Annotated in this window: 20 protein-coding genes; 14 read left to right on the forward strand and 6 right to left on the reverse strand. The window is 67.7% G+C overall.

Going from position 1 to position 23,359, the window contains the following annotated elements; genetic code table 11:
* The first annotated feature begins 128 nt into the window (after positions 1 to 128).
* Genes WFK98_RS08580 through WFK98_RS08610 form a run of 7 tightly spaced genes read left to right on the forward strand, consistent with a single transcriptional unit; the run spans position 129 to position 8,534 of the window.
* Positions 129 to 2,849, forward strand: coding sequence for a DUF2339 domain-containing protein (locus WFK98_RS08580; RefSeq protein WP_336799929.1), 2,721 nt, complete (start codon positions 129 to 131; stop codon positions 2,847 to 2,849).
* A gap of 58 nt (positions 2,850 to 2,907) precedes the next feature.
* Positions 2,908 to 3,237 carry a hypothetical protein gene (locus tag WFK98_RS08585; RefSeq protein ID WP_336799930.1) on the forward strand — a complete coding sequence of 110 codons (330 nt, stop codon included), beginning with the start codon at positions 2,908 to 2,910 and terminating at the stop codon, positions 3,235 to 3,237.
* 50 nt (positions 3,238 to 3,287) lie between these two features.
* Positions 3,288 to 4,346: a lipopolysaccharide heptosyltransferase II gene (waaF, locus tag WFK98_RS08590; RefSeq protein ID WP_336799931.1), complete on the forward strand. Its 1,059-nt coding sequence runs from the start codon at positions 3,288 to 3,290 to the stop codon at positions 4,344 to 4,346.
* 56 nt (positions 4,347 to 4,402) lie between these two features.
* Positions 4,403 to 5,413 (forward strand): ADP-glyceromanno-heptose 6-epimerase, encoded by a 1,011-nt coding sequence (gene rfaD, locus WFK98_RS08595; protein WP_266337595.1) that lies wholly within the window; start codon positions 4,403 to 4,405, stop codon positions 5,411 to 5,413.
* A complete protein-coding gene (locus tag WFK98_RS08600; RefSeq protein ID WP_336799932.1) occupies positions 5,410 to 5,946 on the forward strand; it encodes a D-glycero-alpha-D-manno-heptose-1,7-bisphosphate 7-phosphatase in 537 nt (178 codons plus the stop codon). Before rfaD ends, WFK98_RS08600 begins: the two co-directional genes overlap by 4 nt.
* Positions 5,947 to 5,955: 9 nt before the next feature.
* Positions 5,956 to 7,395 (forward strand): D-glycero-beta-D-manno-heptose-7-phosphate kinase, encoded by a 1,440-nt coding sequence (gene rfaE1 / locus WFK98_RS08605; RefSeq protein ID WP_336799933.1) that lies wholly within the window; start codon positions 5,956 to 5,958, stop codon positions 7,393 to 7,395.
* On the forward strand, positions 7,392 to 8,534 hold the full coding sequence (locus tag WFK98_RS08610) for an AGE family epimerase/isomerase (RefSeq protein WP_336799934.1): 1,143 nt from the start codon (positions 7,392 to 7,394) through the stop codon (positions 8,532 to 8,534). The genes rfaE1 and WFK98_RS08610 overlap by 4 nt, the downstream gene beginning before the upstream one ends.
* Here the strand turns inward: WFK98_RS08610 and waaC are convergent.
* The gene (gene waaC, locus WFK98_RS08615) at positions 8,517 to 9,563 is read right to left on the reverse strand and encodes a lipopolysaccharide heptosyltransferase I (RefSeq protein ID WP_336799935.1); all 1,047 of its coding nucleotides are present in this window, start codon (positions 9,561 to 9,563) and stop codon (positions 8,517 to 8,519) included. The two genes, WFK98_RS08610 and waaC, sit on opposite strands and share 18 nt — an antisense overlap.
* A 130-nt stretch (positions 9,564 to 9,693) precedes the next feature.
* Between waaC and WFK98_RS08620 the strand changes: the two genes are divergently transcribed.
* Positions 9,694 to 10,788, forward strand: a complete 1,095-nt coding sequence (locus WFK98_RS08620; protein WP_336799936.1) for a M24 family metallopeptidase — start codon at positions 9,694 to 9,696, stop codon at positions 10,786 to 10,788.
* A gap of 2 nt (positions 10,789 to 10,790) precedes the next feature.
* A complete protein-coding gene (locus WFK98_RS08625; RefSeq protein ID WP_336799937.1) occupies positions 10,791 to 12,365 on the forward strand; it encodes a hydantoinase B/oxoprolinase family protein in 1,575 nt (524 codons plus the stop codon).
* Positions 12,366 to 12,422: 57 nt separating this feature from the next.
* Here WFK98_RS08625 and WFK98_RS08630 read toward each other — a convergent pair whose 3' ends face one another.
* Positions 12,423 to 13,514 carry a COX15/CtaA family protein gene (locus WFK98_RS08630; protein WP_336799938.1) on the reverse strand — a complete coding sequence of 364 codons (1,092 nt, stop codon included), beginning with the start codon at positions 13,512 to 13,514 and terminating at the stop codon, positions 12,423 to 12,425.
* Between the two features lie 215 nt (positions 13,515 to 13,729).
* On the opposite strand from WFK98_RS08630, the gene WFK98_RS08635 reads away from it, so the two are divergent.
* Positions 13,730 to 13,945 (forward strand): DUF2842 domain-containing protein, encoded by a 216-nt coding sequence (locus tag WFK98_RS08635; protein WP_266337603.1) that lies wholly within the window; start codon positions 13,730 to 13,732, stop codon positions 13,943 to 13,945.
* On the opposite strand, the gene WFK98_RS08640 is transcribed toward WFK98_RS08635, so the two are convergent.
* Complete coding sequence (locus WFK98_RS08640; RefSeq protein ID WP_336799939.1) at positions 13,926 to 14,996, reverse strand: polysaccharide deacetylase family protein; 1,071 nt, start codon at positions 14,994 to 14,996, stop codon at positions 13,926 to 13,928. The genes WFK98_RS08635 and WFK98_RS08640 overlap by 20 nt on opposite strands.
* A gap of 112 nt (positions 14,997 to 15,108) precedes the next feature.
* On the opposite strand from WFK98_RS08640, the gene WFK98_RS08645 reads away from it, so the two are divergent.
* Positions 15,109 to 16,323 carry a GNAT family N-acetyltransferase gene (locus WFK98_RS08645; protein ID WP_336799940.1) on the forward strand — a complete coding sequence of 405 codons (1,215 nt, stop codon included), beginning with the start codon at positions 15,109 to 15,111 and terminating at the stop codon, positions 16,321 to 16,323.
* Here WFK98_RS08645 and WFK98_RS08650 read toward each other — a convergent pair whose 3' ends face one another.
* Positions 16,324 to 18,441: a GumC family protein gene (locus WFK98_RS08650; protein WP_336799941.1), complete on the reverse strand. Its 2,118-nt coding sequence runs from the start codon at positions 18,439 to 18,441 to the stop codon at positions 16,324 to 16,326. It lies immediately after the preceding gene.
* A gap of 205 nt (positions 18,442 to 18,646) precedes the next feature.
* On the opposite strand from WFK98_RS08650, the gene WFK98_RS08655 reads away from it, so the two are divergent.
* Positions 18,647 to 19,210, forward strand: a complete 564-nt coding sequence (locus tag WFK98_RS08655; protein ID WP_336799942.1) for a polysaccharide biosynthesis/export family protein — start codon at positions 18,647 to 18,649, stop codon at positions 19,208 to 19,210.
* Positions 19,211 to 19,215: 5 nt separating this feature from the next.
* The gene (locus tag WFK98_RS08660; RefSeq protein WP_336799943.1) at positions 19,216 to 20,421 is read left to right on the forward strand and encodes a glycosyltransferase family 4 protein; all 1,206 of its coding nucleotides are present in this window, start codon (positions 19,216 to 19,218) and stop codon (positions 20,419 to 20,421) included.
* 64 nt (positions 20,422 to 20,485) lie between these two features.
* On the opposite strand, the gene WFK98_RS08665 is transcribed toward WFK98_RS08660, so the two are convergent.
* Both WFK98_RS08665 and WFK98_RS08670 read right to left on the reverse strand, forming a co-directional pair.
* A complete protein-coding gene (locus WFK98_RS08665; RefSeq protein ID WP_336799944.1) occupies positions 20,486 to 20,836 on the reverse strand; it encodes a VOC family protein in 351 nt (116 codons plus the stop codon).
* A gap of 80 nt (positions 20,837 to 20,916) precedes the next feature.
* A complete protein-coding gene (locus tag WFK98_RS08670) occupies positions 20,917 to 21,705 on the reverse strand; it encodes an AraC family transcriptional regulator (protein WP_336799945.1) in 789 nt (262 codons plus the stop codon).
* A 153-nt stretch (positions 21,706 to 21,858) separates the two neighbouring features.
* Here WFK98_RS08670 and WFK98_RS08675 point away from each other — a divergent pair, with 153 nt between their 5' ends.
* A complete protein-coding gene (locus WFK98_RS08675; RefSeq protein ID WP_336799946.1) occupies positions 21,859 to 23,355 on the forward strand; it encodes an undecaprenyl-phosphate glucose phosphotransferase in 1,497 nt (498 codons plus the stop codon).
* Positions 23,356 to 23,359 lie beyond the last annotated feature (4 nt).

The following is a 23,359-nucleotide window of genomic DNA, read 5'->3' on the forward strand; positions in this document are numbered from 1 at the left end:
GGATATAGCGAACTCCGTCCGGCAGCAACAGCCGCGGAAGCTCCGCGCCGATCGATCGCATGTAGCCATGGGATCCGTTTGAGAAATCGATCACAGCCCAAACACATTCCGCATGCTAACAGTCGGGCATGGATGAATGGATCGCCCTTGGAATCATTGCCCTGATCGCGCTGCCGGTCATGGCTATCTCTGCCTTTATCATGTCGCTCGGCGCGCGTCGGCGAATCCGGGCGCTCGAATCACGCCTGAGCCTTCTGGAACAAAGGCCACCGGCCGTGTTCGGTGCGGCTGTCTCGCCGATCGCACCGTTCCCGATCGCCGATATCGAGACGCCGGCGCCCGAGGCCGACATCGTCGCCGTCCCGCCAGAGGCCGAAGAACCGCCGCCGGAGTTGATTGCGGCATCGCAGGAGACGGCCCCTACGGCGCCGAAGCGGCCGAAGGAGAGCTTCGAGCAGAAGCTCGGCGCGCGCTGGGCGGTCTGGGTCGGCGGCCTGGCGCTCGCGCTCGGCGCGATCTTCCTGGTCCGCTTCTCGATCGAGGCAGGCCTGCTCGGTCCCGGCGTCCGCATCGCCTTCGGCGCGCTGTTCTCGATCGCCCTGCTCGCCCTCGGCGAATGGCTGCGCCGTTCCGACCGGATCACGGCGATCTCGCGCATCCCGGCCGCCAATGTCCCCGGCATCCTGACGGCGGCCGGCACCGTCGGCCTGTTCGCCACGGTCTATGCGGCCTATTCGCTCTATGGACTGATCGGCCCGATGGCGGCCTTCATCCTGCTCGCGCTGATCGGCATGGCCACCATGGCCGCCGCTGGCCTGCATGGCGCGTGGCTCTCGGGCCTCGGCCTCGTCGGCTCCTATGTCACCCCGCTGCTCATCACATCCGACAATCCCAACATCCTGGCGCTGATGATCTATCTGATCGTCGTAACCGCGTTTGCGTTCGCGCTGGCACGGTTGCGGCTGTGGCGCTGGCTGGCGATCGCCGCCAGTGTCGCCGCGATCCTCTGGGGCGCCGCCATGGTCATGGCCGGCGCTGGGGCGATCGAGAGCGGCATCTATGCGATCGTGCTGCTGGCGCTCGCATCGGTCTTCCTCGTTGTTGATGTACAGCGTGACGGGACAGCCGACCGACCCGACTGGTTCGCCGTCGGCGTCCTGGCCGGTCTTGCCGCCCTGCTGGTGCTCGGCGCCGTCGCCCGCGACTATGCGTCCGCCAGCATCGCCGCCAGCCTGATCGGCGGCGCCATGCTGCTCCTCCTCGCCCGCCGCCATGACGCCGTCGCGTTCGTCTCGCCGTTGGCTGCCGCCGAGCTGGTCGCCCTGCTCTTCTTCTGGCCGGCCGCCGCGCAGGCGGCGCGCGAGCCGGTAACCTACATCGTCGATTCGCTTTCGACCTATTTCCCCCTCCCCGACGCCATCCGCATGTTCGGCATCGTCGGCCTGCTCGGCGCCGCCGCCTTGATCGCGACGGCGCTGGCGCGACTGCTGGCGAAGCCGAATGCCGGCCCCTTCGCGACCTCGGCTCACGCGGGCGCTGCGAGCGCCGGCCCCGTCGTCGCGGCCATCGTCGCCTATCTCCGCATCACGGGCTTCGTCTCCAGCATCGGCTTTGCCGCGATCGCGCTGGCGCTGGCCGCCCTCTATGCCGTGTTGACGGAACGCTTCGCCCGCCGTGAACGGCCCGGCAAGGCGCTCGATCAGGTACCGACGGGACTCTTCGCTGCCGGCGCCATCGCCGCCATTGCCTGCGCCATGACCATGGCGCTCGAGGGCGGCATCCTGACGACGGCGCTGGCGCTCGCCGCGCTTGGTGCGGCCTGGGTGCAGTTGCGACGTCCGATCGGCGTGCTGCGCTACGGTGTGGCCGTCCTGGCACTGCTCGTCCTCGCCCGCGTCGCCTGGGACCCGTACATCTTCGGCATCCGGTCCGGCGGCGGCGTCTATCTCTCCATCCTGATCGGCTACGGCATTCCGGCCGCCGCCTTCGCCGTTGCCTCCGTTCTGCTGCGGCGGGTTCGGGTCGACCGCGCCGTATTCGCGGCGGAGGCGCTGGCAGTCATCATGGCCGCGCTGCTGGTGGTGTTCGAGATCCGCGCCATCGTCTTCGGCGGCGACCTGCTGACACCGGCAACCGCGCTCAGCGAACAGGGCCTCACGACCGCAGCAGCCTTTGCCTTCGCGCTGGGCCTGTCGCGGCTGGCGCAGAGCCGCCCGAGCCCGGTCTTCCGACTGGGCGGCGTGCTGGCCCGTATCCTCGGCCTGCTCAACGCGGTGATCGGCCTCGGCTTCGTCGTCAATCCGCTCCTGACCGGAGACCCGGTCGGCGGCGGGGCGGTCCTCAACGAAATCCTGCTCGCCTATGGCCTGCCGGCCGTCCTCGCGGGCCTCGTCGCCTTCCGCGCGCCGCCGGCGCAACTGCGCTGGCTGCAGACGGCGACGGGCGCCGTCGCGCTGATCCTCGCCTTCATGGCGGTGACGCTGGAGATCCGATTCCTGTTCTCCATCTCGCCGGATCTCTCCCGCGATGCCGTCGGTTCGGCCGAGTCCTATGCCTATTCGGCCGCCTGGCTGGCGCTCGGCATTCTGCTGCTCGCCTTCGGGCTGGTCTTCCGCCAGCGGGCGGCTCGCCTCGCCTCGGCGCTGCTGATCGTGGTCACGGTCCTCAAGGTCTTCCTGATCGACATGTCGAATCTCGAAGGCGTCTGGCGGGCGCTGTCCTTCATGGGCCTCGGCGCGGTGCTGATCGGCATCGGCCTCGTCTATCAGCGGCTGCTGTTCGGCGGCTCCAAATCTGCGAGCGAGCCGGACGAGACGCCGCCGGAAGCCGGCGCGACGACCGGCGCCTAGACGATCCAGCAGGAACTCCCTTCGCCGCGCCCCGTTGAGCGAGCGAAGGGAGATTTCCATGCCTGATCCCAACCGCCCCGCTCTCGCCACGCCGGGACCCGACGTGCCCGATCCGGGCCAGCCGCCCAAGCCCGCGCCGCCTGTGCACGATCCGAAGCCACAGCCCGACCAACCGCCGCGCCCGCCGGATATTCCGCCGATCCCGCCGCAGGAATTGCCGGACAATCCCGACGTGCCCAACCCGGCGCCGCCGCAGCCCATGCCGCCGATCCACGACCCGCAGCCGCAGCCCAATCCGCCACCGAGCCCGCCGGATATCCAGCCGGTGCCGCAGGAATTGCCCGGCAATTCGCCGCAGGAGTTCCCGATCACCGAACCGCGCGGCTGATCCGTCTTGACGCCCGCACGGGCCGGGGCCATGAAAGCCCCGAGCCACACATGCGCGCCACGGACACCACCTCCCCCATTCTTCTGGTCGGCCCCTCCTGGGTCGGCGACATGGTCATGGCCGCGAGTCTCGTCGCCGCAATCCGCCAGCGCTTTCCAAACCGTCCGGTCGACGTGCTGGCGCCTCCGGCATCTCTGCCCATCTCGACCCTGATCGAGGGCGTCCGCAACGCCATCCCGCTCGGCTTCGGCCATGGCCAGTTCGGTCTCTCCGGCCGCTGGAAGATCGGCCGATCGCTGAAGAGCGCCGGCTATGGCACGGCGATCGTGCTGCCCCGCGCCTTCAAGGCGGTGATCCCGCCCTTCGCGGCGCGGATCCCGGAACGGATCGGCTATGCCGCCGAGGGGCGCAGCATTCTTTTGACCGATGCGCGCAGCGACGCCGACCGCAAGACGGCCCGCACGATCGACCGCTTCGTCGCGCTGGCTGGTCCCGCAGGTCAGCCCCCCGCCTCGCCGCGGCCGATGCTGCAACAGCCTAAGATCGATCTCGCTGATCTCCGTACCCGCTTTGGTCTCAACGATGACCGCCCCGTCCTCGGCCTCTGCCCGGGCGCGGAATATGGCCCCGCCAAGCAGTGGCCGGCGGCGAAGTTCGCAGCCCTCGCCCGTCTTGCCGACGAAGCCGGCTATCGCGTGCGGCTGTTCGGCGGGCCGAAGGACAAGGCAATCTCGGCCGAAATCGCCCGGCTCGCCGGCGTCGCCGTCGATGATCTCTCCGGCAAGACCTCGCTGATCGAGGCAGCCGCCCTGCTCGGCCGCTGCGCCGCCGTCGTGTCGAACGATTCGGGCCTGATGCATGTCGCCGGCGCGCTCGACCGGCCGCTGGTGGTCGTCTACGGGTCGAGTTCCGAGAAGATGACGCCGCCGACAGCACCGAACGCCGAGATCGTCTCGATCGAGCTTTCCTGCCGGCCCTGCTTCAAGCGCGAATGCCCGCTCGGCACGCTGGCCTGCCTCGAAGGCATCGACGCGCAGCGCGTCTTCGCCGCCGTGCAGCGCGTGATCGCCGTTGCCGAAACCGAGTCCGCCGGTTCCATCCGCCTCTGACTTGCGATATCCAACCGCCGACGCGCCGATCCGACGCGGGCTTGAGGAAGATGCCGATGAGCGTGAATTCGAGAGACGGACGCGACACGATCCTGGTGACCGGCGGCGCCGGCTTCATCGGATCCAACATGGCGCGCGCGCTCGCAGCCGATGGCTGGCGCATCGTCGTCTCCGACTGGTTCGGCACCGGCCGCAAATGGCTGAACGTCGCCGATGTCCTGCTCGATGACGTGATCCTTCCCGAGGCTACCCTTGCCTGGCTGGAGCAGAATCATCGCCGCGTCGAGGCGATCGTCCACATGGGTGCGATTTCAGCGACCACCGAGCAGGATGTGGACCTGATCGTCGAGCGAAACATCCGCGCCACGCTGGATCTCTGGGCGCTGTCGGCCCGCCACGCCATCCGCCTTATCTATGCCTCCTCCGCCGCTACCTATGGCGACGGCAAGGACGGCTTCGTCGACGAGCAGGATCCCGCGCATCTGGCGAAGCTGCGGCCATTGAACGCTTATGGCTGGAGCAAGCTCGCCGTCGACCGCCGCATCATGGATGACGTCCGCGCCGGCCGCCCCACGCCGCCGCAATGGGCCGGCCTCAAGTTCTTCAACGTCTACGGCCCGTTCGAGGCGCACAAGGACGATATGCGCTCGGTGATCCACAAGATCTATCCGACCGCCGCCGCCGGCGAAGCCGTGACCCTGTTCCGTTCACATGACCCCAATTATGCCGATGGCGGCCAGTTGCGCGATTTCGTCCATGTCGCGGATTGCGTCGATGTCGCGCGCTGGCTGATCGGCAGCCCTGCTGTCAGCGGCATCTTCAATGTCGGCACCGGCAAGGCGCGCAGCTTTGCCGATCTCGCGCGGGCCGTGTTCAAAGCTGCGGGCCGCGAGCCGGTGATCGACTATGTCGACATGCCGGAGCGGATCCGCAACGCCTATCAGTATTTCACGGAAGCCGACATGACCAAGCTGCGCCGGGCCGGCTACAACGCCGACTTCCGCTCGCTGGAGGACGGCATCCAGAGCTATGTCGGCGACTATCTCGCCAAGGGCGTCGCGCTTTGAGCGAAACCCTGCGCCCGGCGGCGTTTCTCGACCGCGATGGCGTCATCAATGTCGATCACGGCTACACCTATAAGCCGGAAGACCTCGCCTTCATCGAAGGGGCGCCCAACGCCATCCGCCGGCTGAACGAGGCTGGCTATCTGGTCGTCGTCGTCACCAACCAGTCCGGCGTGGCGCGGGGCTATTACGGCGAAGTGGACGTCGAGCGCTTCCACGCCCATATGCAGGCGGAACTCGCCAAGTCGGGTGCGAAGATCGATGCGTTCTACAGCTGCCCCTACCACCCTGAGGGCGTCGTCGCTGCCTACCGGCTCGACCATCCCGACCGCAAGCCGAGGCCCGGCATGATCCTGCGCGCGCTCCGGGATCTGCCGATCGACGCCGGCCGCTCCTTCCTGATCGGCGACCTGCCGACCGACGTTCAGGCGGCGACGGCAGCGAGCATTTCGGGACATCGCTTTCCCGGCGGGGATCTTGACGATTTCGTTGCCGGGGTGCTCCTACAGGCGGGCGCCCCCCTCGGGCCCAAATAGGATCTTTCGATGCTGGACGAACTGCATTCCGGACGCGTGGCCGTCATCGGCGACGTCATGGTGGATCGCTACATTACCGGCTCGGTCAGCCGGATCTCGCCGGAAGCGCCCGTCCCGGTGCTGCTGCACGGTAACATCCGCATCGTTGCCGGCGGCGCCGCCAATGTCGCTGCCAACGCGGCCGGCCTTGGTGCGGCCGTGACGCTGGTCGGCTATGTCGGCGCGGATGTCGAGGCGGACGAACTGCGCACCGTGCTCGGCGAATATCCGGCCATCCACCTGAACCATCTCGTCGTCGACCGGACCCGCCCGACTGTGACCAAGACCCGCGTCATGAGCGGTCGCCAGCAGATCGTGCGCATCGACGCGGAGAGCCCCGGCGCGCCCGGCGCGGAAGCCGAGGCGAACCTGATCGCCGCCGGCAGGGCCGCCATCGCCGAGGCCGACGTCGTCGTCCTGTCCGATTATGCCAAGGGCGTGCTCTCCGACGCGGTGATCATCGCGCTGATCGCCGAAGCCCGGACGCGCAACGTCCCGGTGATCGTCGATCCGAAGCGCCGGACCTTCGATATCTATCGTGGCGCGACGCTGGTGACGCCGAACCGCAAGGAACTGTTCGAAGCGACCGGCCTCAACGACGACACCGACGACGAAGCCGTGCGCGCGGCCGCCGCTGCAGGCCAGCAGTTCGACGGCGACGTCCTCGTCACGCGTGCCGAAAAGGGCATGACGCTGTGGCGCCAGACCGGGGCCGTGACGCATGTGCCGACCGAGGCGCGCGAGGTGTTCGACGTCTCCGGCGCGGGCGACACCGTCGTCGCCGCGCTGGCGGTGGCGCTCGCCTCCGGCCTGCCGCTCGAAACCAGCATCGTCACCGCCAACGCGGCCGCGGCGATCGCCGTCAGCAAGCTCGGCACGGCTGTCGTGACCCGCGCCGAACTGGTCGCCGCGCTCGATCGCACCAGCCACGCCGAGGATCACGCCGGCGCGCTCGTCTCGCGCGAGGACGCGGCCCGGATTGTCGCCCGCTGGCAGGCGCGCGGCTCGCGCGTCGTCTTCACCAATGGCTGCTTCGACCTTCTCCACCCCGGCCATATCGCGCTGATCGAGGCCGCGGCGAAGGAAGGCGACCGGCTGGTCGTCGCCCTCAACACCGACGCCTCCGTCAAGCGCCTCAAGGGGCCGTCGCGGCCGCTGCAGGACGAGCAGGCGCGGGCCCGCGTCATGGGGGCCCTGCGCGCCGTCGACCTTGTCATCCTGTTCGACGAGGACACGCCGCTCGAAGCCATCCAGGCGATCAAGCCGGACGTGCTGGTCAAGGGCGCCGACTATCGCGAGGACCAGGTCGTCGGCGGCGATTTCGTCAAGGCGCGCGGCGGCAAGGTCGTGCTGGCCAATCTGATCGCCGGACGCTCCACGAGCGCCCTCGTCGCATCGGCACGGTCATGAAGAGCCTCGCCTACGCCAAGGCCTGGGCCACCGAGACGGCGCTGCCGCTCTGGGCCGGTGCCGGTTTCGACGATAAGCGCGGCCTGTTCCATGAGCGCCTCGATTTCGAGCGCCGGCCGATCGCCATGCCCGCCAGCCGGCTGATGGTGCAGGCCCGCCAGATCGCCACCTTCTCGCGCGCCAGTCTCAAGGGCTGGCACAGGGGCGCCGACGAGGCGGTCGTCACCTGCCTCGCCAATGTCGAACGGCTCTATCATCGCGGCGACGGCCATCCCGGCTGGATCTTTTCCATCGACGCCGACGGAAGGCCGGCGAGCCGGGTTCGCGACCTCTACGCCCATGCCTTCATCCTCTACGCGCTCGCTTGGAGCCATCGCCTGACCGGTGATCCGCATGCGATCCGGCTGGCCGACGAAACGCTCGCGGAGATCGACGTCGTGCTGGCGGCGCCGCATGGCGGTTTTCTCGACGCAGCGCCGTCGATCGACCCAACCCGTCGCCAGAACCCGCACATGCATCTGCTGGAAGCCGTGCTGGCCCTTTACGAGACGACAGGACGGGCGCGTGACTTCGCCCGCGCCGAGGCGCTGGTGACGCTGGCGCTCGAAAGGCTGATCGATCCCGAGAGTGGCGCGCTGCTCGAGGATTTCTCGTCAGACTGGAAGCCGCTGCAGCCGCGCGGCGAGAATCGCGTCGAGCCCGGCCACCAGTTCGAATGGTACTGGCTGTTCGGCGAGTATCGCCGTCTCGGCGGTGTCGTGCCGGAATCGGTAACCGACGCGCTGCTGATGTTTGGTATCGACAACGGTCTTGACCAGGCGACCGGCCTGATCGTCGATGCGGTGACCGACAGCGGCAGCGTGTTGATCCCGAGCTTCCGCTCCTGGCCGCACGCAGAGGGTGTCAAGGCGCTGGTGACGGCGACCGCCGCCGGCCACCCCGGCGCCGCCCAAATGGCCGATCATCTGATGGCGAGCCTGCTGACCTTCGCGCCGGACTCGCTCGAAGGCGGCTGGATGGATCGGATCGATGCCGACGGCACGCCGCTCGTCGACCACATGCCGGCGTCGACGCTCTATCACATGATGGGCGCGATCTTCGAAGCCGACCAGGCTTTCGGGTCAGACGCCGCCGAGTGAGGCGAGCCGCAGACGCCGCGCGAGGGCGTTCCAGACGCGATCCGGCGCCTGGTCGGCCATGCAGGGCGGCCCCTCGCCGAAATCCGGCTTGATCCGGCAGCGCGCCTGCTCGCACGGCGCACAGTCTCGCGTCGACAGGAACTCCTCGACATCCGGCCCGACGAGGCCTGTCAGCCCGGGATTGGTCGGGCCGTAGAGGCCGATCGTCGGGATGCCGAAGGCTGCAGCGAGGTGGCCGAGGCCGGTATCGACGGTGACGACGCCGGCCGCATTGGCGATCACCGGGATGATGCTCTCCAGCCCGCCCGCGGGCACCTGCTCGACATTCGGCATGTCGGCGGCGATCCTGCCGGCGCGCTCGGTCTCGGTCGCGCCATGGGCGAACAGCTTCACGCCAAGCCCGGCCGCGCCGCAGCGTTCGGCAACGCCACGCCAGCCCTCGACGGTCCAGGTCTTGGTAGCCCAGCTGGTGCCGTGGATCAGCACGACGCCGTCGCCGCTGCGCGTGCGGATGCCGGAATTGGCGAAATCCGGCACCAGGCCCGCATCCGCCGCCGTCGTCGGCATCGGATAGCCGAGCGACTGCGCGAACAGCTTGCGGATGCGCGTCACCATGTGCTCGGTCTCGGGGATGTCGTGCCCGACCTGGTAGAACCACGTCGCCATGGCCTCGCGGGCGCTACCCTTGGCGAAGCCGTGGCGTGGGGTCACGCCGGAAAACACGCCGACGAGCGCGCTCTTCATCAGGCCCTGGGCATCGATGAGAAGGTCGTAGCCGCCGCCCCGAAGCATGCCGACCGCGTCCTTCATCTCGGCGAAGGTCTCGCGCGGCTTCTTCTTCATCCGGCGGATCGGCAACGCAATGACGTTTCGCACCGACGGATGAAGGCGCGCGAGCGGCGCAAAGGTCTCGTCGACGACCCAATCCAGCTCAAGGCCGGAAATCGCACGCGCAGCGTCCGTCACCGCCGGATAGGTGTGGACGACATCGCCGAGCGACGACAGTTTGACGAGAAGAACGCGCATCATGACCCTGCTGGGGATCAGCCTTCAATAGCCAATGCCGCAATCGCGCCGGCTTCGCAAGCGTCGGCGATCGCCGGTTGACCCTGCCTCGCATAGTTTTTACCAATAGTGAAACTTCATGCGGGAGACGACAATGACACGGCTTGCCACCCTCCAATCCATGCTGCGCCAGAACGGCGTCGACGCGGTGGCGCTCGGACCGGGCCCGCATATGGCCTATATCGCCGACGTCCATCCGCATGCCGACGAGCGCCCCTGCCTGCTGATCGCAACGCCGGCCGGCGCCGCCATCCTGATGCCGGAACTGAACGCCGACGAGATGCGGCGGCAGACCGACCTGCCCTTCTTCACCTGGTCCGACGCCACCGGTCCGCAGACGGCACTGGCCGCGCTGATCCAGTCGCTCGGCATCGAGAAAGGCACCAAGCTGGTGCAGGTCGACGAGACGATGCGCGCCGATTTCGCGCTGCTCGTGATCGAAGCGCTCGGCCAGCCCAAGACGGCGTTTGCCGCCGAGAGCGTCGGCCGGATGCGTCTTTCCAAGGATGAGGCCGAGAAGGCCGAAATCCTGCGCAACGCCGAGATCGACGACCGCGCCATGGAAGCCGCCTTCGCGGCGATCCGGCCGGGCGTCACCGAACGCGAGATTGCCGACGCGGCGCGCGCCGTGTTCGAGGAAGCCGGCGCCACGCCGCTCTTCACCATCGTCGGCGCCGGCGGCAATGGCGCTTTCCCGCACTATGCGACGGGCGACCAGCCGGTGGCGGTCGGCGACGCCATCGTCATGGATATCGGCGCCCGCTCCGGTTCGTTCTCGAGCGACCTGACCCGTATGGCCTTCGTCGGCACGCCGAGCGAGGAATATCTGAAGGTCCATGCAGTGGTCGAAGCGGCCGTGCAGGCGGCCTGCGCCGCGGCGCGTCCCGGCGTCGCCGCCCGCGAGGTCGACGCGGCCGCGCGCGGTGTGATCACGGCGGCGGGCTATGGCCCCTATTTCACCCACCGCACCGGCCACGGCCTGGGTCTCGAAGGGCATGAACCGCCCTATCTGACCTCGACGAGCGACACGATCCTGGAGGAAGGCATGGTGTTCTCGATCGAGCCCGGCATCTACCTGCAGGGCAAGTTCGGCATTCGCCTGGAGGAGATCGTCATCCTCGAGGCGGACGGCCCGCGCATCGTCAGCCGCCTGTCGCGCGACGTCTTCGTCGCGCCAGCCGAGGCATGAGCATGAGCGCCGACGTCGACGATCCCTTCACGCTCGACGTCATCGCCTCGTCGCTGTCGGCGGCGGCGGACGAAATGTTCGCCGTGCTGCGCAAGGCGGCGATGAGCCCGATCATCTACGAAGTGCTCGATGTCGGCACCGGCATCACCGACGCGCGCGGCGAACTGGTCAGTTCGGGCGCGGGCATCCCGACCTTCGTCGGCATGCTCGACAAGGCGGTGAAGGCGATCATCGCCCTCACCTCGCCCGACGACATCCGGCCCGGCGATGTCTTCGCCACCAACGATCCCTATTTCGGCGGCGTGACGCATCTGAACGATGTCGTGCTGGCGATGCCGGTCTTCGCCGAGGGGCGCCTTGTCGCCTGGACCGCGAATGTCGGTCACTGGAGCGATCTCGGCGGCGCCGTGCCCGGGTCGATGTGGACCGAGGCGCGCGACATCTTCGCCGAGGGCCTGCGGCTGCCGGCGGTGAAGCTCTTCGAGGCGGGCAAGCCGATCAAGCCGGTCTTCGCCATCCTCAAGGCGAATTCACGCCTGCCCGATCTCCTTGAAGGCGATCTCTGGGCCTCGATCGCCAGCGTCCGCAAGGGCGCCGAGCGGGTCGAGCGCCTTGTCGATTCCTATGGCGCGGCAACCGTCGAAAACGCCATCGCGGGGATGTTCGCCTATGCCGAGGCGCGGTCGCGGCAGGGGCTGGCGCTGCTGCCGAAGGGGCGGCTGCAGGTCGAGGAACGGCTGGACGATGGCTCGCTCTGGCGCGCCGCAATCGAGATCACCGAAGATCGCTTCATCGTCGATCTGCGCGACGCGCCGGACGAAAGCGCCAAACCGAACAATCTGAGCCGCGACGGCGCGATCATCGCCTGCCAGCTGATCTTCAAGATGGCGACGGCGCCCGACATGGTCTGCAATGCCGGATCGTTCCGCCCGCTGGAAGTGTTGACCCGCGAAGGCTCGATCTTCGATCCGCGCCCGCCGGCGCCGCAGGGCTACTATTTCGAAACCCGCGTGCGCCTCTACGACATGCTGTGGCGCGGCCTGGCCGAGGCGTCCCCCGAGCGCATGCCGGCCGGCCATTTCGCCTCGATCTGCTCCATCGTCGTCGCCGGCCGGCATCCGGCCCATGGTCGCCGCTTCACCCTGGTCGAGCCACAGGTCGGCGGCTGGGGCGCGACGGCGACCCGCGACGGCATCAACGCGCAGTTCTCGGCCGGTCACGGCGACACCTACAACTGCCCGGTCGAAATCGCCGAGGCCCGCTACGGGCTCGACTATCGCCGCCTGTCGCTGAACGACGAACCGGGTGGCGACGGCCTGCACCACGGCGGCAAGGGCATCGTGTCGGAATATGCGGTGCGCGGCACGGAGACAGTGATGACGGCCGGCTTCAGCCGCAGCGTCGAGCCCGTCTGGGGCCTGAATGGTGGCGAAGCGGGCACCACCAATCGGGTCGAGATCCTGCGCACGGACGGTTCCGTCGAGCGCCATGCGGTGGCAAGCGCGGTTCCGGTCGCGCCGGGAGACAGCATCCGTATCACTACGGCGCAGGGCGGCGGCTGGGGCAAGCGGGCTTAAGCCAAAGGGTGGCAAGCGCCGAAGCCGGCGCTCGCGTTTCCTTCGGTCGAGAAGTTCCTATGCCGTGACGGGCGTCGGCTCGTTCAATGCGCGCCGGTGCGAGACAGCCGCCCACAGCACCACAGCGGCGCCGAACTGGTGCAGCAGGGCGAGGTCGAGCGGCACCACGGCGATCAGGGTTGCAATACCGATGCCGGCCTGCGCGGTGACGAGCAGCGCCAGATGGCGGGCGCGCCGGGCCGCTGCCGAACGGGGCACCAGCTTCCAGGCCTGAAAGGCATGGATCAGCGCGGCGATAAACAGCAGATAGGCGACGACGCGATGGTCGAACTGCACCGTCATCGCGTCCTCGAACACGCTCCGCCACTTGGGATCGTAGTCATAGACGCCAATCGGGATGAAATTGCCGGCCATCAGCGGCCAGGTGTTGTAGGTCAGTCCCGCCTTCAGGCCGGCGACGAGACCGCCGAGGAAGATCTGCAGGAAGACGACCACGACCATGAAGGTAGCCATGCCCTTGAGCGGCGCGGAGGCCTTGCGATTCTCGCGGCGATCCGGCGCCAGTCCGCGGCTGATCCAGACGGCGGCGCCGAGGATGAAGCAGGCGATGGTGAGATGGATCGCCAGCCGGTACTGACTGACGCTGATACGGTTCACGAGGCCGCTGGTGACCATCCACCAGCCGATGGCGCCCTGCAGGCCGCCGAGCGCGAACAGGCCGAGCAGGCGCGGCACCAGCCGGCGCTCGATCCGGCCGGTGGCCCAGAGCAGGACGAAAGGTACAAAGAAGACGACGCCGACCAGGCGCCCGAGCAGGCGGTGGCCCCATTCCCACCAGAAGATCTGCTTGAACTCGTCGACCGTCATGCCCTTGTTGACGATCTCGTATTGCGGAATCTGCTGGTATTTGGCGAATTCTTCCTGCCACTCGACGTCGCCGATCGGCGGAATCACACCATGGATCGGCTTCCACTCGGTGATCGAGAGACCCGAGCCGGTCAGGCGCGTGGCGCCGCCGACGACGATCATGGCGATGACCATCACGATGACGGCGCCGAGCCAGATGCGGATCAGCGCGCGGTCGCGCTGCCTGTCCCGCACAGGGGACTGCTTCACCGTGCTGTTCGCCGCCAAACCATCCATCGCCATCGCGCACCTCAAGAGATCTCGACGGTTGGGCTTAGCGGCTCGGCGCGCCGCGGACAACAGACCCCGCCCCCGGCGTACCAATCGGCCGCGCGACATCCGGTCGCGCAATGTCAGGCCCTGCCAAGGTCGATCACGGCCTTTGCGGTTCGGCGGCGAACGCGCTATGCCCTCGGCCAAGCCCTCCCCAGCAGCAGGTCCTACACGAAAGGCCAGACATGCCCATCCGGCTCCGCAAATTCATCGGCATGATCGCGCTCGTGGTTCTGGTGATCGTCTATGCCTTCGTCGCCATGGTGATCGCCCAGCTGAAACTGCCGGAAGCACCGCGCTGGGCACAGATGCTCTACTATGTCGTTGTCGGCCTCGCCTGGATCTTCCCGGCCGGCGCCATCATCGCCTGGATGCAGAAGCCTATCGAGCCGAAGCGCTAGGATTCCGGCCGACCCAGCCACGAATCCGCCGCTCCAGCGCGATCGGAACGCCGGAAAGCAGCAGGTCGATATAATGAGCGGACTGATAGTGGCCGTTCATCGAAATCCGCGGCAGCGCCGTCAATCGGCTCCTGGGACCGAGCACGCCGCGTCGCGTCGTCACTGCGGTGGCGAAGCCGAGCTCGGCGGCAAGATCGAACTCGCGCTGCCCTGCCGAACGGAGCGAGCCATAGGGATAGGCGAAATGGCGCGGCCGCTTTCCCGTCATCACCTCAATCCGCTCGCGGCTCTCGATCATCTCGCGGCGGGCGCGGCGCGGATCCAGCCTCGCCAGGGCGTAGTGACCGACGGTATGAGCGCCGATCGTCGCCAGCGGGTCGGCGGAGAGCGCCCGGATCTCGTCCCAGTCCATCATCTCCTGTGCCAGCATCTGCCGCGTGTCGATGCCATGCGCCGCCGCGATGCGCCCGATCGCTGCGCGCTGTTCGTCCTCGCCGACATTGCACAGCTCCCGGGCGAGCGTCCGCGCCGCGACGCGCTTCTCCGAAAGGCTTGTCGCCGGCAGGTCTAGTTCGCGGTCGCCGATCCGCACCTGCACGCGCCGGGTGCGCTCGATCAGCAGAACGATGACCTCCCACCAGGGAACCGCCGTCCCGTCGATCAGTCCCGTCGCCACATAGACCGTGAAGGGCGCCGCTTCCGCCTTCAGGATCGGATAGGCGTCGGTGAAATTGTTGCGATAGCCGTCGTCGAAGGTAAGGACCACGAACCGGCCGCCGCGTTCACGGTCAGCCAGTCGGCGCCTCGCTTCGTCGAGGTCGACGATATCCAGTCCATGGACACGGGTGCGCTGGATGACCTTGGCGAGAAACCCGGGCGTGACCTCGAGATGGGCATTGGGCTGGAAACGCGAAGGGCTGGCCGGCCGAACGTGATGGAACATCAGGATCGCGCCGGCGCCGCGCGCATGCGGCGCGAACAGTCGATGCGCGCCGCTCCAGTAGAGCGCGTTCAGGCCTGCCTTGTAGCCGGTAGTCTTCAGCCCATGCATCGGTGATCCCAGCCCGCCCGCGCCGTATAGCCGCCGCTGCGTCATACGAACCCGATGTTTACGATAGGTTGATATCGTTGCAAGAACTTATGGCAACCGTGGAATCGCACGCATGGACGGATCAGACGCGCAGGCGCCGACGAGACGCATCGCCGTTACGGATCTCGACATTTCCGTGCATGCCTCGCCACGCGCCATCGCGGACGACTGGCGAAGGCTGGAAGGATCCCTGCCGGTCTCCGTCTACCAGAGCTTCGACTGGATCGATTGCTGGACGGAGGCGGCGACCGGACCGCAGCGCATCCGGCCTGCCATCGTCGCGATCCGCCATCAGGGGCGTCCGCTTGCCATCCTGCCGCTCGGCATCGAAAGGATCGGCCCGCTGCGGATCGGCCGCTTTCTCGGCGGTGAGCATGCGAATATCCGCATGGGCCTGTTCGATCCCGCCTTCTCCGCCACGCTCGACAGGACATCGACATTGGCCCTGCTGAGCCGCGTCGCCAAGACGATCGGCCGCATCGACCTCTTCGATCTCGACGCCCAGCCGCGCGAATGGGCGGGGGCCGCAAACCCGCTGGCGGCCCACACCGAGGCCGCGCCCGCGCGCTGCGATGTCGGCATGATGCGGCTGGAGCCGGACTTCGCCGCCGTGCTCAAGGCGCATCGGGGCGCCAAGAAGGCCAAGAAGCGCCGCTGGCAGACCAACACGCTCGAACCCGTTGGTGGCTTCCAGTTGCGACGCGCCGGCTCGGAGGCCGAGGCGCTCGCCATTCTCGATAGCTACTTCGCCCAGAAGGCGGCGTGGTTCCGCGCCCAGGGCATCGACGACAGCTTCGCCGAGCCGGGCGTCGCGGAATTCTTCCGTGCCCTCGTCCGCCGCCGTTGGAGCGGAGACAGCAACTTCGTCATGGAACTCGACGCGCTGGAGATCGATGGCGGCATCCGCGCCATCCTCGGCAGCGGCACCCGGTCCGGACGTCTGAGCGGATATTTCATGTCCGTTTCGGATGACGACTGGCGGCGGGTCAGCCCCGGCGAACTGATGCTCTACGAGGTTATCGCCGCGAGTTGCGAGCGGGGCCTGACGGCGCTCGACCTCGGACGCGGCGACGAGCGCTACAAGGCGTCCTGGCTGGACGTCGTCGAACCGCATGTGCGCGCCATCGTCCCGGTGACGCCGGCGGGACGGGCCGCTGCGACCGTCCTCCGCCTCGCCGATCGTGCCGAGCGCGCCGTCCGCGACAATCCGAAGCTCTGGAAACTGGCGAAGACCGTCCGGCGCTGGCGCGGCCAGGCTGAAAAGCCCGGCGCCGCCGAATCGGACTGATCAGGCGACGGCGTCCTCGAGCGCCGCATCCTCCGCGACCGTCGGCGCCTCGGCGATCAGCACCATGACCTCGGCCGAGGTTGCCGCCTTCATCGCCTCATAGGCGCGCGCCGTGCGCGGATCGCTGGCGCTGCCGTCGGCAACGACGATCACGGCGCCGGACTGCGCCGCCAGCTGAAGCGCCATCTCGGCGTCCGCGTCGAGCAGGATCTGGTCATAGGTCTGATCGAGCGCATCGAGGATGCTGACAAAGCGCTCGCCCTCGGCCGTGTCCGGGCCGAATTCCAGGAGGCCGTGCGGGATGAGGTGGGCGCGCGAGCGGCGGTCCCGGAAGATCACCTGCGCGAACGAGGCGATCCCTGCGAAGAGATCGGTGAGGCCCGGCAGGCGCTCGCCCGCCGACATCGCCTTGCTGTCCGCCCCGTCGGCATGGAGATCGATCAGGAGGACGCGGTTGCCGCGACGCGACAGGGCGCGGGCGAGCGCGACCGCCGCGAGCGGGCGGCCGGTCGAACCCAGCTCCGCCATGGAAACCAGGACGCGGCGCGCCTTCGATTCGACCACGTGGTCGACGATCGAGTTCAGCGAATCCTGCGCCTCGGCGGTCAGGCCGCGCGCCAGGGCGGGCATCGGCGGATCCAGCGGCTGCGGCTCCGTCGCTTCGTCCTGCCAGCGAATCTTGCCGTCGACCGGAACGGCGTCGGGGACCATCGGCGGCGCGCCGATCGAGATGCGACGGAGCGCCCGGCCGGAGGTAAGCTCGCGGATCATGATGACGGCGATCGCGAGCAGCAGCAGCGCCACGGTGGCCGCCGCGGTGATCGGCAGCTTCTTCGGGAAGGTCGGCTCCAGCGGCACGGCGGCGCGCGAGATGATGCGGGCGTCCGCCGGCAGGTAGTTGCCGTCCTGGCGCGACGAAGCCTCGCGATAACGCTTCAGATAGCTCTCGAGCAGGTCGCGCTGCGCGGTCGCCTCGCGCTCGAGCGCCCGAAGCTCGACCTCGTCATTGTTGGTCTGCCCGGTCGCTGCCTTGGCGCGGGTGATGTCCTGACCGATATCCGCCTCGCGGGCACGCGCCGTCGCCGCCTCGCCGTCGAGGCTCTGCAGGATACGGGTCACCTCGCGGCGAACCTGGCCGTCGAGGTCGCCCAACTGGGCGTTCAATTCGCGAATGCGCGGGTGCGCCGGCAGCAAGGTCGCCGAAAGCTGGGCGATCTGCGCCCGAAGCGCCACCTGCTGCTCGCGCAGGCGCTGGATCAGCTGCGAATCGCGCACATCCGGCACGTCCGGCGTCGCGCCGCTGGCGAGGCTCTTGCGGACCATGTCGGCCTTGGCCTCGGCGGCGGAACGGGCGGCGACGAGACGCGCCAGCTCGGCGTTCAGATCATTCAGCTTCTGCTGCGCGAGCGAGGTGTTGTTCTGCCCGCCGGAAAACAGGCCATGCTCGGTGCGGAAGGCCTCCACCTTGGCCTCGGCACTGGTGACCTTGGTGCGCAGTTCGGCGATCTGCGATTCGAGCCAGCGGGTGGCATCGGCGTTGGTCGAACGCCGCGCCTCGCGTTCCAGCGCGAGATACTCGTCGGCAACCGCATTGGCGACCCGCGCGGCAAGCTGCGGGTTGGTCGAGGAGAACCCGACCGTGATGACGCGGGTCTTGTCGATGGAGAAGACGTCGAGCCGATCGGCGAAACGCTGTAGCACGCGCTCTTCCACCGAGCCCTCGGGCACGGGCCGGCCGAGCCCAATCCGGACCAGCATCTGGTCGAATCCGGGCAGGAAACGCGGTTTGTTGAATTCCTTGAGCGAGGCGAGGTCGAGCGAATCGACCACCGTCGTCGCCAGGTCGCGCGACCCGATAAGCTGGACCTGGCTGGCGACGCCCTCGGAATCGAGAAGCGCCCTCACCTCCTCGGTGCCGGTCCCGGCGCGAGTGATTTCCGATTCGCCGCTCTCGATCAGGATCTTGGCTTCGGCCGAGTAGCGCGGCGTGACGAAATTGAGGCCGACATAAAGCGCGCTGGCGAACAGGACAGCGGCCAGCAGGAGCCATGGCAATGCGCGCAAAAGCGCGCCGAACAGCGCCCTGACGTCGAGCTCGACATCATCGATTTGCCCCAACCGGCCATCCGTCATAATCGCGCCCAGTCTCCCTGCCGACGCGGCATGATCGTAAGTCAGGGTAACTACTGCGTTAATTTCGCTCGCGGGCGGTTAAGGGCTTCCGCCGAACGATGTGGGCACGAGCGGCAATTTTACCTCGCATTAACCATGCGCGACTGACAGTCCAGCCTATCGATTCACTCGCGAGCCGGACGCTGCCCTGATGCGATTCTTCCTTATTGTCGCGACGCTTATCGGCGCTGCCCTGCTCGGTGGCTGCGCCACCGCCTATCCGCCGCAGGACCCCGCGACCTACAAGGCGCTGATCGCCCCCTATCGCCTCGACAGCGGCGATCGCCTGCGCGTCATCGTGTTTGGCCAGGCGGACCTGACGAACAGCTACACCATCGACCAGGCCGGCTACATCTCGATGCCGCTGATCGGCGCGGTGGCTGCCCGCGGCCGCAGCACCCAGGAAATGGAAGGCGACATCGCCGCCAAGCTGCGCAAGGGTTTCGTGCGCAATCCCGACGTTTCGGTCGAGGTCGATCGCTACCGCCCGTTCTTCATCATGGGCGAGGTCGCAAGCGCCGGGCAGTATCCTTATGTCAACGGCATGACCGCGCAGACGGCCGTCGCCATCGCCGGTGGCTTCACGCCACGCGCCCAGCGTGCCGACGTCGACGTCACTCGCCAGGTGAACGGAAAAGTCACGACTGTTCGGCTATTGCCGACGCAGCCGATCTATCCCGGCGATACCGTCAACGTGCGCGAGCGCTTCTTCTGACCCAAATGACCGAGCAGCTGGACGAACCTCACGCGCGCAAAGGCGCCAAGTTCAGGATCGTTCACTGCTTCCGGTCACCCGTCGGCGGCATCTTCCGACATGTTCGCGACCTCGCGGAGGCGCAGGCGGCCGAAGGACACAGCGTCGGCATCGTCTGCGATTCCTCCACGGGCGGCGCGCGGGAAGAAGAGTTGATCCAGGCGCTGTTGCCGCATCTCGAACTCGGGCTGCACCGCACGCCGATGCAACGGCAGGTGTCGCCATCCGACCTTCTCGCCTTCCTGCGGCTGTTCCGCCGCATCAGGGCTCTCGATCCCGATATCATCCATACGCATGGCGCCAAGGGCGGCGTGTATGGGCGCGGTATCGGCACGCTCTTGCGGGTCTTTGGTTCCAGCGTGGCTCGCATCTACTGTCCGCATGGCGGAAGCCTGCACTATGACTCTGGGACGCGCTCGGGGCGGCTGTTCTTTCGCATCGAGCACTTCCTGGAGACGATGACCGACGCACTCGTCTTCGTCAGCCACTACGAGGCGCAGGCCTATGCTCAGAAGGTCGGCGCGCCGCGCAAGCCGTGGCGGATCGTGCCGAACGGTATCCGCGAAGAGGAGTTCGAGCCGGTCGTCGCCGTCCCGAACCCGGCCGATTTCCTCTATATCGGCATGATGCGCGACCTGAAGGGCACCGATGTCTTCATCCATGCCCTCGCCCGCCTGCGCGACCGGCGCGGCGTCGCGCCTTCAGCCGAAATCGTCGGCGACGGTCCCGACAAGGAGAGTTACGAGGCGCTGGTGCGCCGGCTCGGCCTGGAGGCGACCACCCGCTTCCACCCGGCCATGGCAACCCGCACCGCCTTCGGCATGGCGCGGATGGTCGTCGTGCCGTCACGAGCCGAATCGATGCCCTATGTCGTGCTGGAAGCCGCCGCGGCGGCACGCCCGATCATCGCCACGCGGGTCGGCGGCATCCCGGAGATCTTTGCTTCCGAGCAAGGCCGCCTGGTTGCCCCGGGCGACGCGGGGGCGCTGGCCGATGCCATGGGTGACCTGCTCGACGATCCGGCGCGCGCCGCGGAGGAGGCGCTGCGCCTGCAGCACCTCGTCCACCCGCGTTTCTCGATCCGCCACATGACGAATGTGGTCGGCGCGCTCTATCGCGATTGCCGCGAGGACGGCGTCGAGCCGATCCACAAGCCCCGGCCGATCCTCTGAGTTCGACGAGAGCTTGGTCGCGTTTTCTTCACGCGACCCGGGATCCACTTCGCTCGAAAACGCTCTAACGCGCCATCCACACGGCAAGTTCATAGCCGTCCGGATCGGTGAAATGGAACCGGCTACCGCCGGGAAAGTCGAAGGTCGGCGTCGTAATCGGCGCGCCAACGGCCTCCAGACGCTTCTGCGTCGCGGCAAGATCGTCGGCATAGAGAATGACCAGGGGGCCACCCGGACGAACGGAGCCGGTCGTGAAACCTCCGGTCAGGCGGCCATCCGTGAACTCGCAATAGTCCGGACCATAGTCCGTGAAGGTCCAGCCGAACACGCTGCCATAGAAAGCCTTTGAGCGAGCGATGTCGCTGACGTTGAACTCGATGTTGTCGATCTGCCGGTCTTTGCCGCGCGTACCCATGTTTCATGCTCCTGAAGTCGAGGAAAAGTGGGAACCATGCTGGCGAAACGTCATGACGGCGTCTTGAACAAATCGGCCAATCAACCGCCGAGCTGGCGCACATAGGTCGCGGCGGACATGCCGCAGAGGGCCTGGATCTCCCGCCCGAGATGGGCCTGGTCGGCATATCCGACCTCCGCCGCCATCTCGGCCAGGCTGGCGCAGTCGGCACAGCGCGCCGCCGCCTGAAAGCGCTGGAACCGCAGGATGCGGTCGGGCGTCTTCGGCCCGTAGCCAAAGTGCTGGCGGCTGCGGCGTAGCAAGGTGCGCTCGCTCATATCGAGACGCCGGCGCAACGTTGCGACCGGCTCGGCGCTGCCGAGCCCGCGACGCAACCAGGCGAACATGCGCGCCGCGGCTGGCTCCGGGTCCGGCTGGGAAGGTGCCCGCTCGGCCAGCGCCCGCAAAAGCCGGCGCGCCTGAGCCACGGGCGATGCGGCGTCGCCGACCCGATCGTTGATATCGGCGACCGAGCGCGCGTCCCAGAGATCGGCCATGTCGACGGCGCGTCCAACGATCTCGCTCATCGGCAGGCCGAGCCAGCCCGAAGCCGCGCCGGCGCGGAAGCGCGCGCCGAGGACGACCGCCCCGGCCTTCAGGATGGGCCGGGCCGTCGTGATGTCCGGCCCCGCGACATGGAGGCGGCCCTCCCGCCAGATCATATCGACGCAGCCGTCGGGAACCACCTCGACCGGCCCGGAATGATCCTGCGCCGCGCGGTGCAGCCAGACACACTGAAAATGCGCGCCAAGCGCCGCCGGAGGGAGATACTCACGGTAGACACCAGCACCATCGGCCGGCGCCGCAACGCCGAAATCCCTCTCCAGCAATGCGCTCTCCTGCCTCCTCAATCCTTCGCCGCCACTCACTGTAGCGGACAATGCCGTCCATGTGGCTTCATTTCCCCGGGCGAGACGGGGCGGCAAAGGTTTGTTAGCGCTCGCGGCCTAAACTGTTGGGATATTGTCGGTTTCCATCAGGCCATGACGATCGATCCCAATCAAAGCCTCGAAGCGTCGCCGCACCGTGCCTCGCTGAACCAGCATGCGCGCGAGGTCGCCGCGGCGCTATCGAAGGAAGCCATATCGCCACGCCTGCTTGCCGGCGCGGTCCAGGCGATCGAGGCGATCGCGCTCATTCTCATCGGCCTTGCCTTCTGGCCGAGCGCATCTTCGGCGGCCGTGCCCGGCCTGAGCGAACTCCTGCTCGTCGTCGCTGCACCATTGATCGCCATCTTCGGCATCCGTTCAATCGGCGGCTACAGCATTGGGGCACTCCGCGACTATCTACCGGTGCTGTCGCGCATCCTGATCGGCTGGGCGCTGACCATTGCCATCGTTGCCGCCGGCAGCTTCTTCTTCGAGCTCCAGAGCGATGGGCGCCGTGCCTGGCTCGGCATCATGTTCCTTGTGGGCGCGACCTTCTTCATCCTCGAGCGCGTCACGATCGCCGCGCTCGTCCATCGCTGGACCGGACAAGGCCGGCTGGAACGCCGCGCGGTGATCGTCGGTGGCGGCGAGCTGGCAGCCGAGCTGCTCGAGGCGCTCGGCGACCAGGGCCGCGCCGATGTCCGTATCTGCGGCCTGTTCGACGATCGTGGCGGCGATCGCTCGCCCGACGAAGTCGCCGGCGTCCCCAAGCTCGGCACCGTGGCAGAGCTCGTCGAATTCGCACGACTCGCCCGCATCGACCTCCTGATCGTCGCGCTGCCGATGAGCGCCGAGAACCGCGTGCTTCAGCTCTTGAAGCGGCTTTGGGTGCTGCCGGTCGATATCCGCATCTCGGCGCTTGGCAGCAAGCTCCGCTTCACCCCGCGCTCCTATTCGTATGTCGGCCCGGTGCCGCTGGTCGACCTGTTCGATCGGCCGATCGCCGGCTGGGATTCGCTTCTGAAGCGGACCTTCGACATCGTCATCGCGACTCTCGCCCTCATCGTTCTGTCGCCGGTTATGCTGCTCACGGCCATCGCCATCCGGCTCGACAGCCCGGGGCCCGTGCTGTTCCGCCAGAAGCGCTACGGCTTCAACAACGAGGTCATCGAGGTCTTCAAGTTCCGCTCGATGTATCACCACATGAGCGACCCGGCGGCAAAGGTCGCCGTCACCAAGGGCGATGCCCTCGTTACCCGGATCGGCCGCTTCATCCGCCGCACCTCGCTCGACGAGCTGCCGCAGCTGGTGAACGTGCTGCGCGGCGAACTCTCGCTGGTCGGCCCGCGGCCGCATGCGGTCAACGCCCACACAGAGGACCGGCTCTGGGACGAGGTCGTCGACGGCTATTTCGCCCGCCACAAGGTGAAGCCGGGCGTCACGGGCTGGGCCCAGATCAATGGCTGGCGCGGCGAAGTCGACACGCCGGAGAAGATCCGCCGCCGCGTCGAATTCGACCTGCAATATATCGAGCGCTGGTCAGTGCCCTTCGACCTCTACATCCTGATGATGACGCCGTTCTCGCTGATCAACTCCGAAAACGCCTATTGATGCG

Source organism: Kaistia sp. MMO-174 (assembly GCF_037147815.1).
In the GTDB taxonomy this organism is placed as follows: Bacteria; Pseudomonadota; Alphaproteobacteria; order Rhizobiales; family Kaistiaceae; genus Kaistia; species Kaistia nematophila.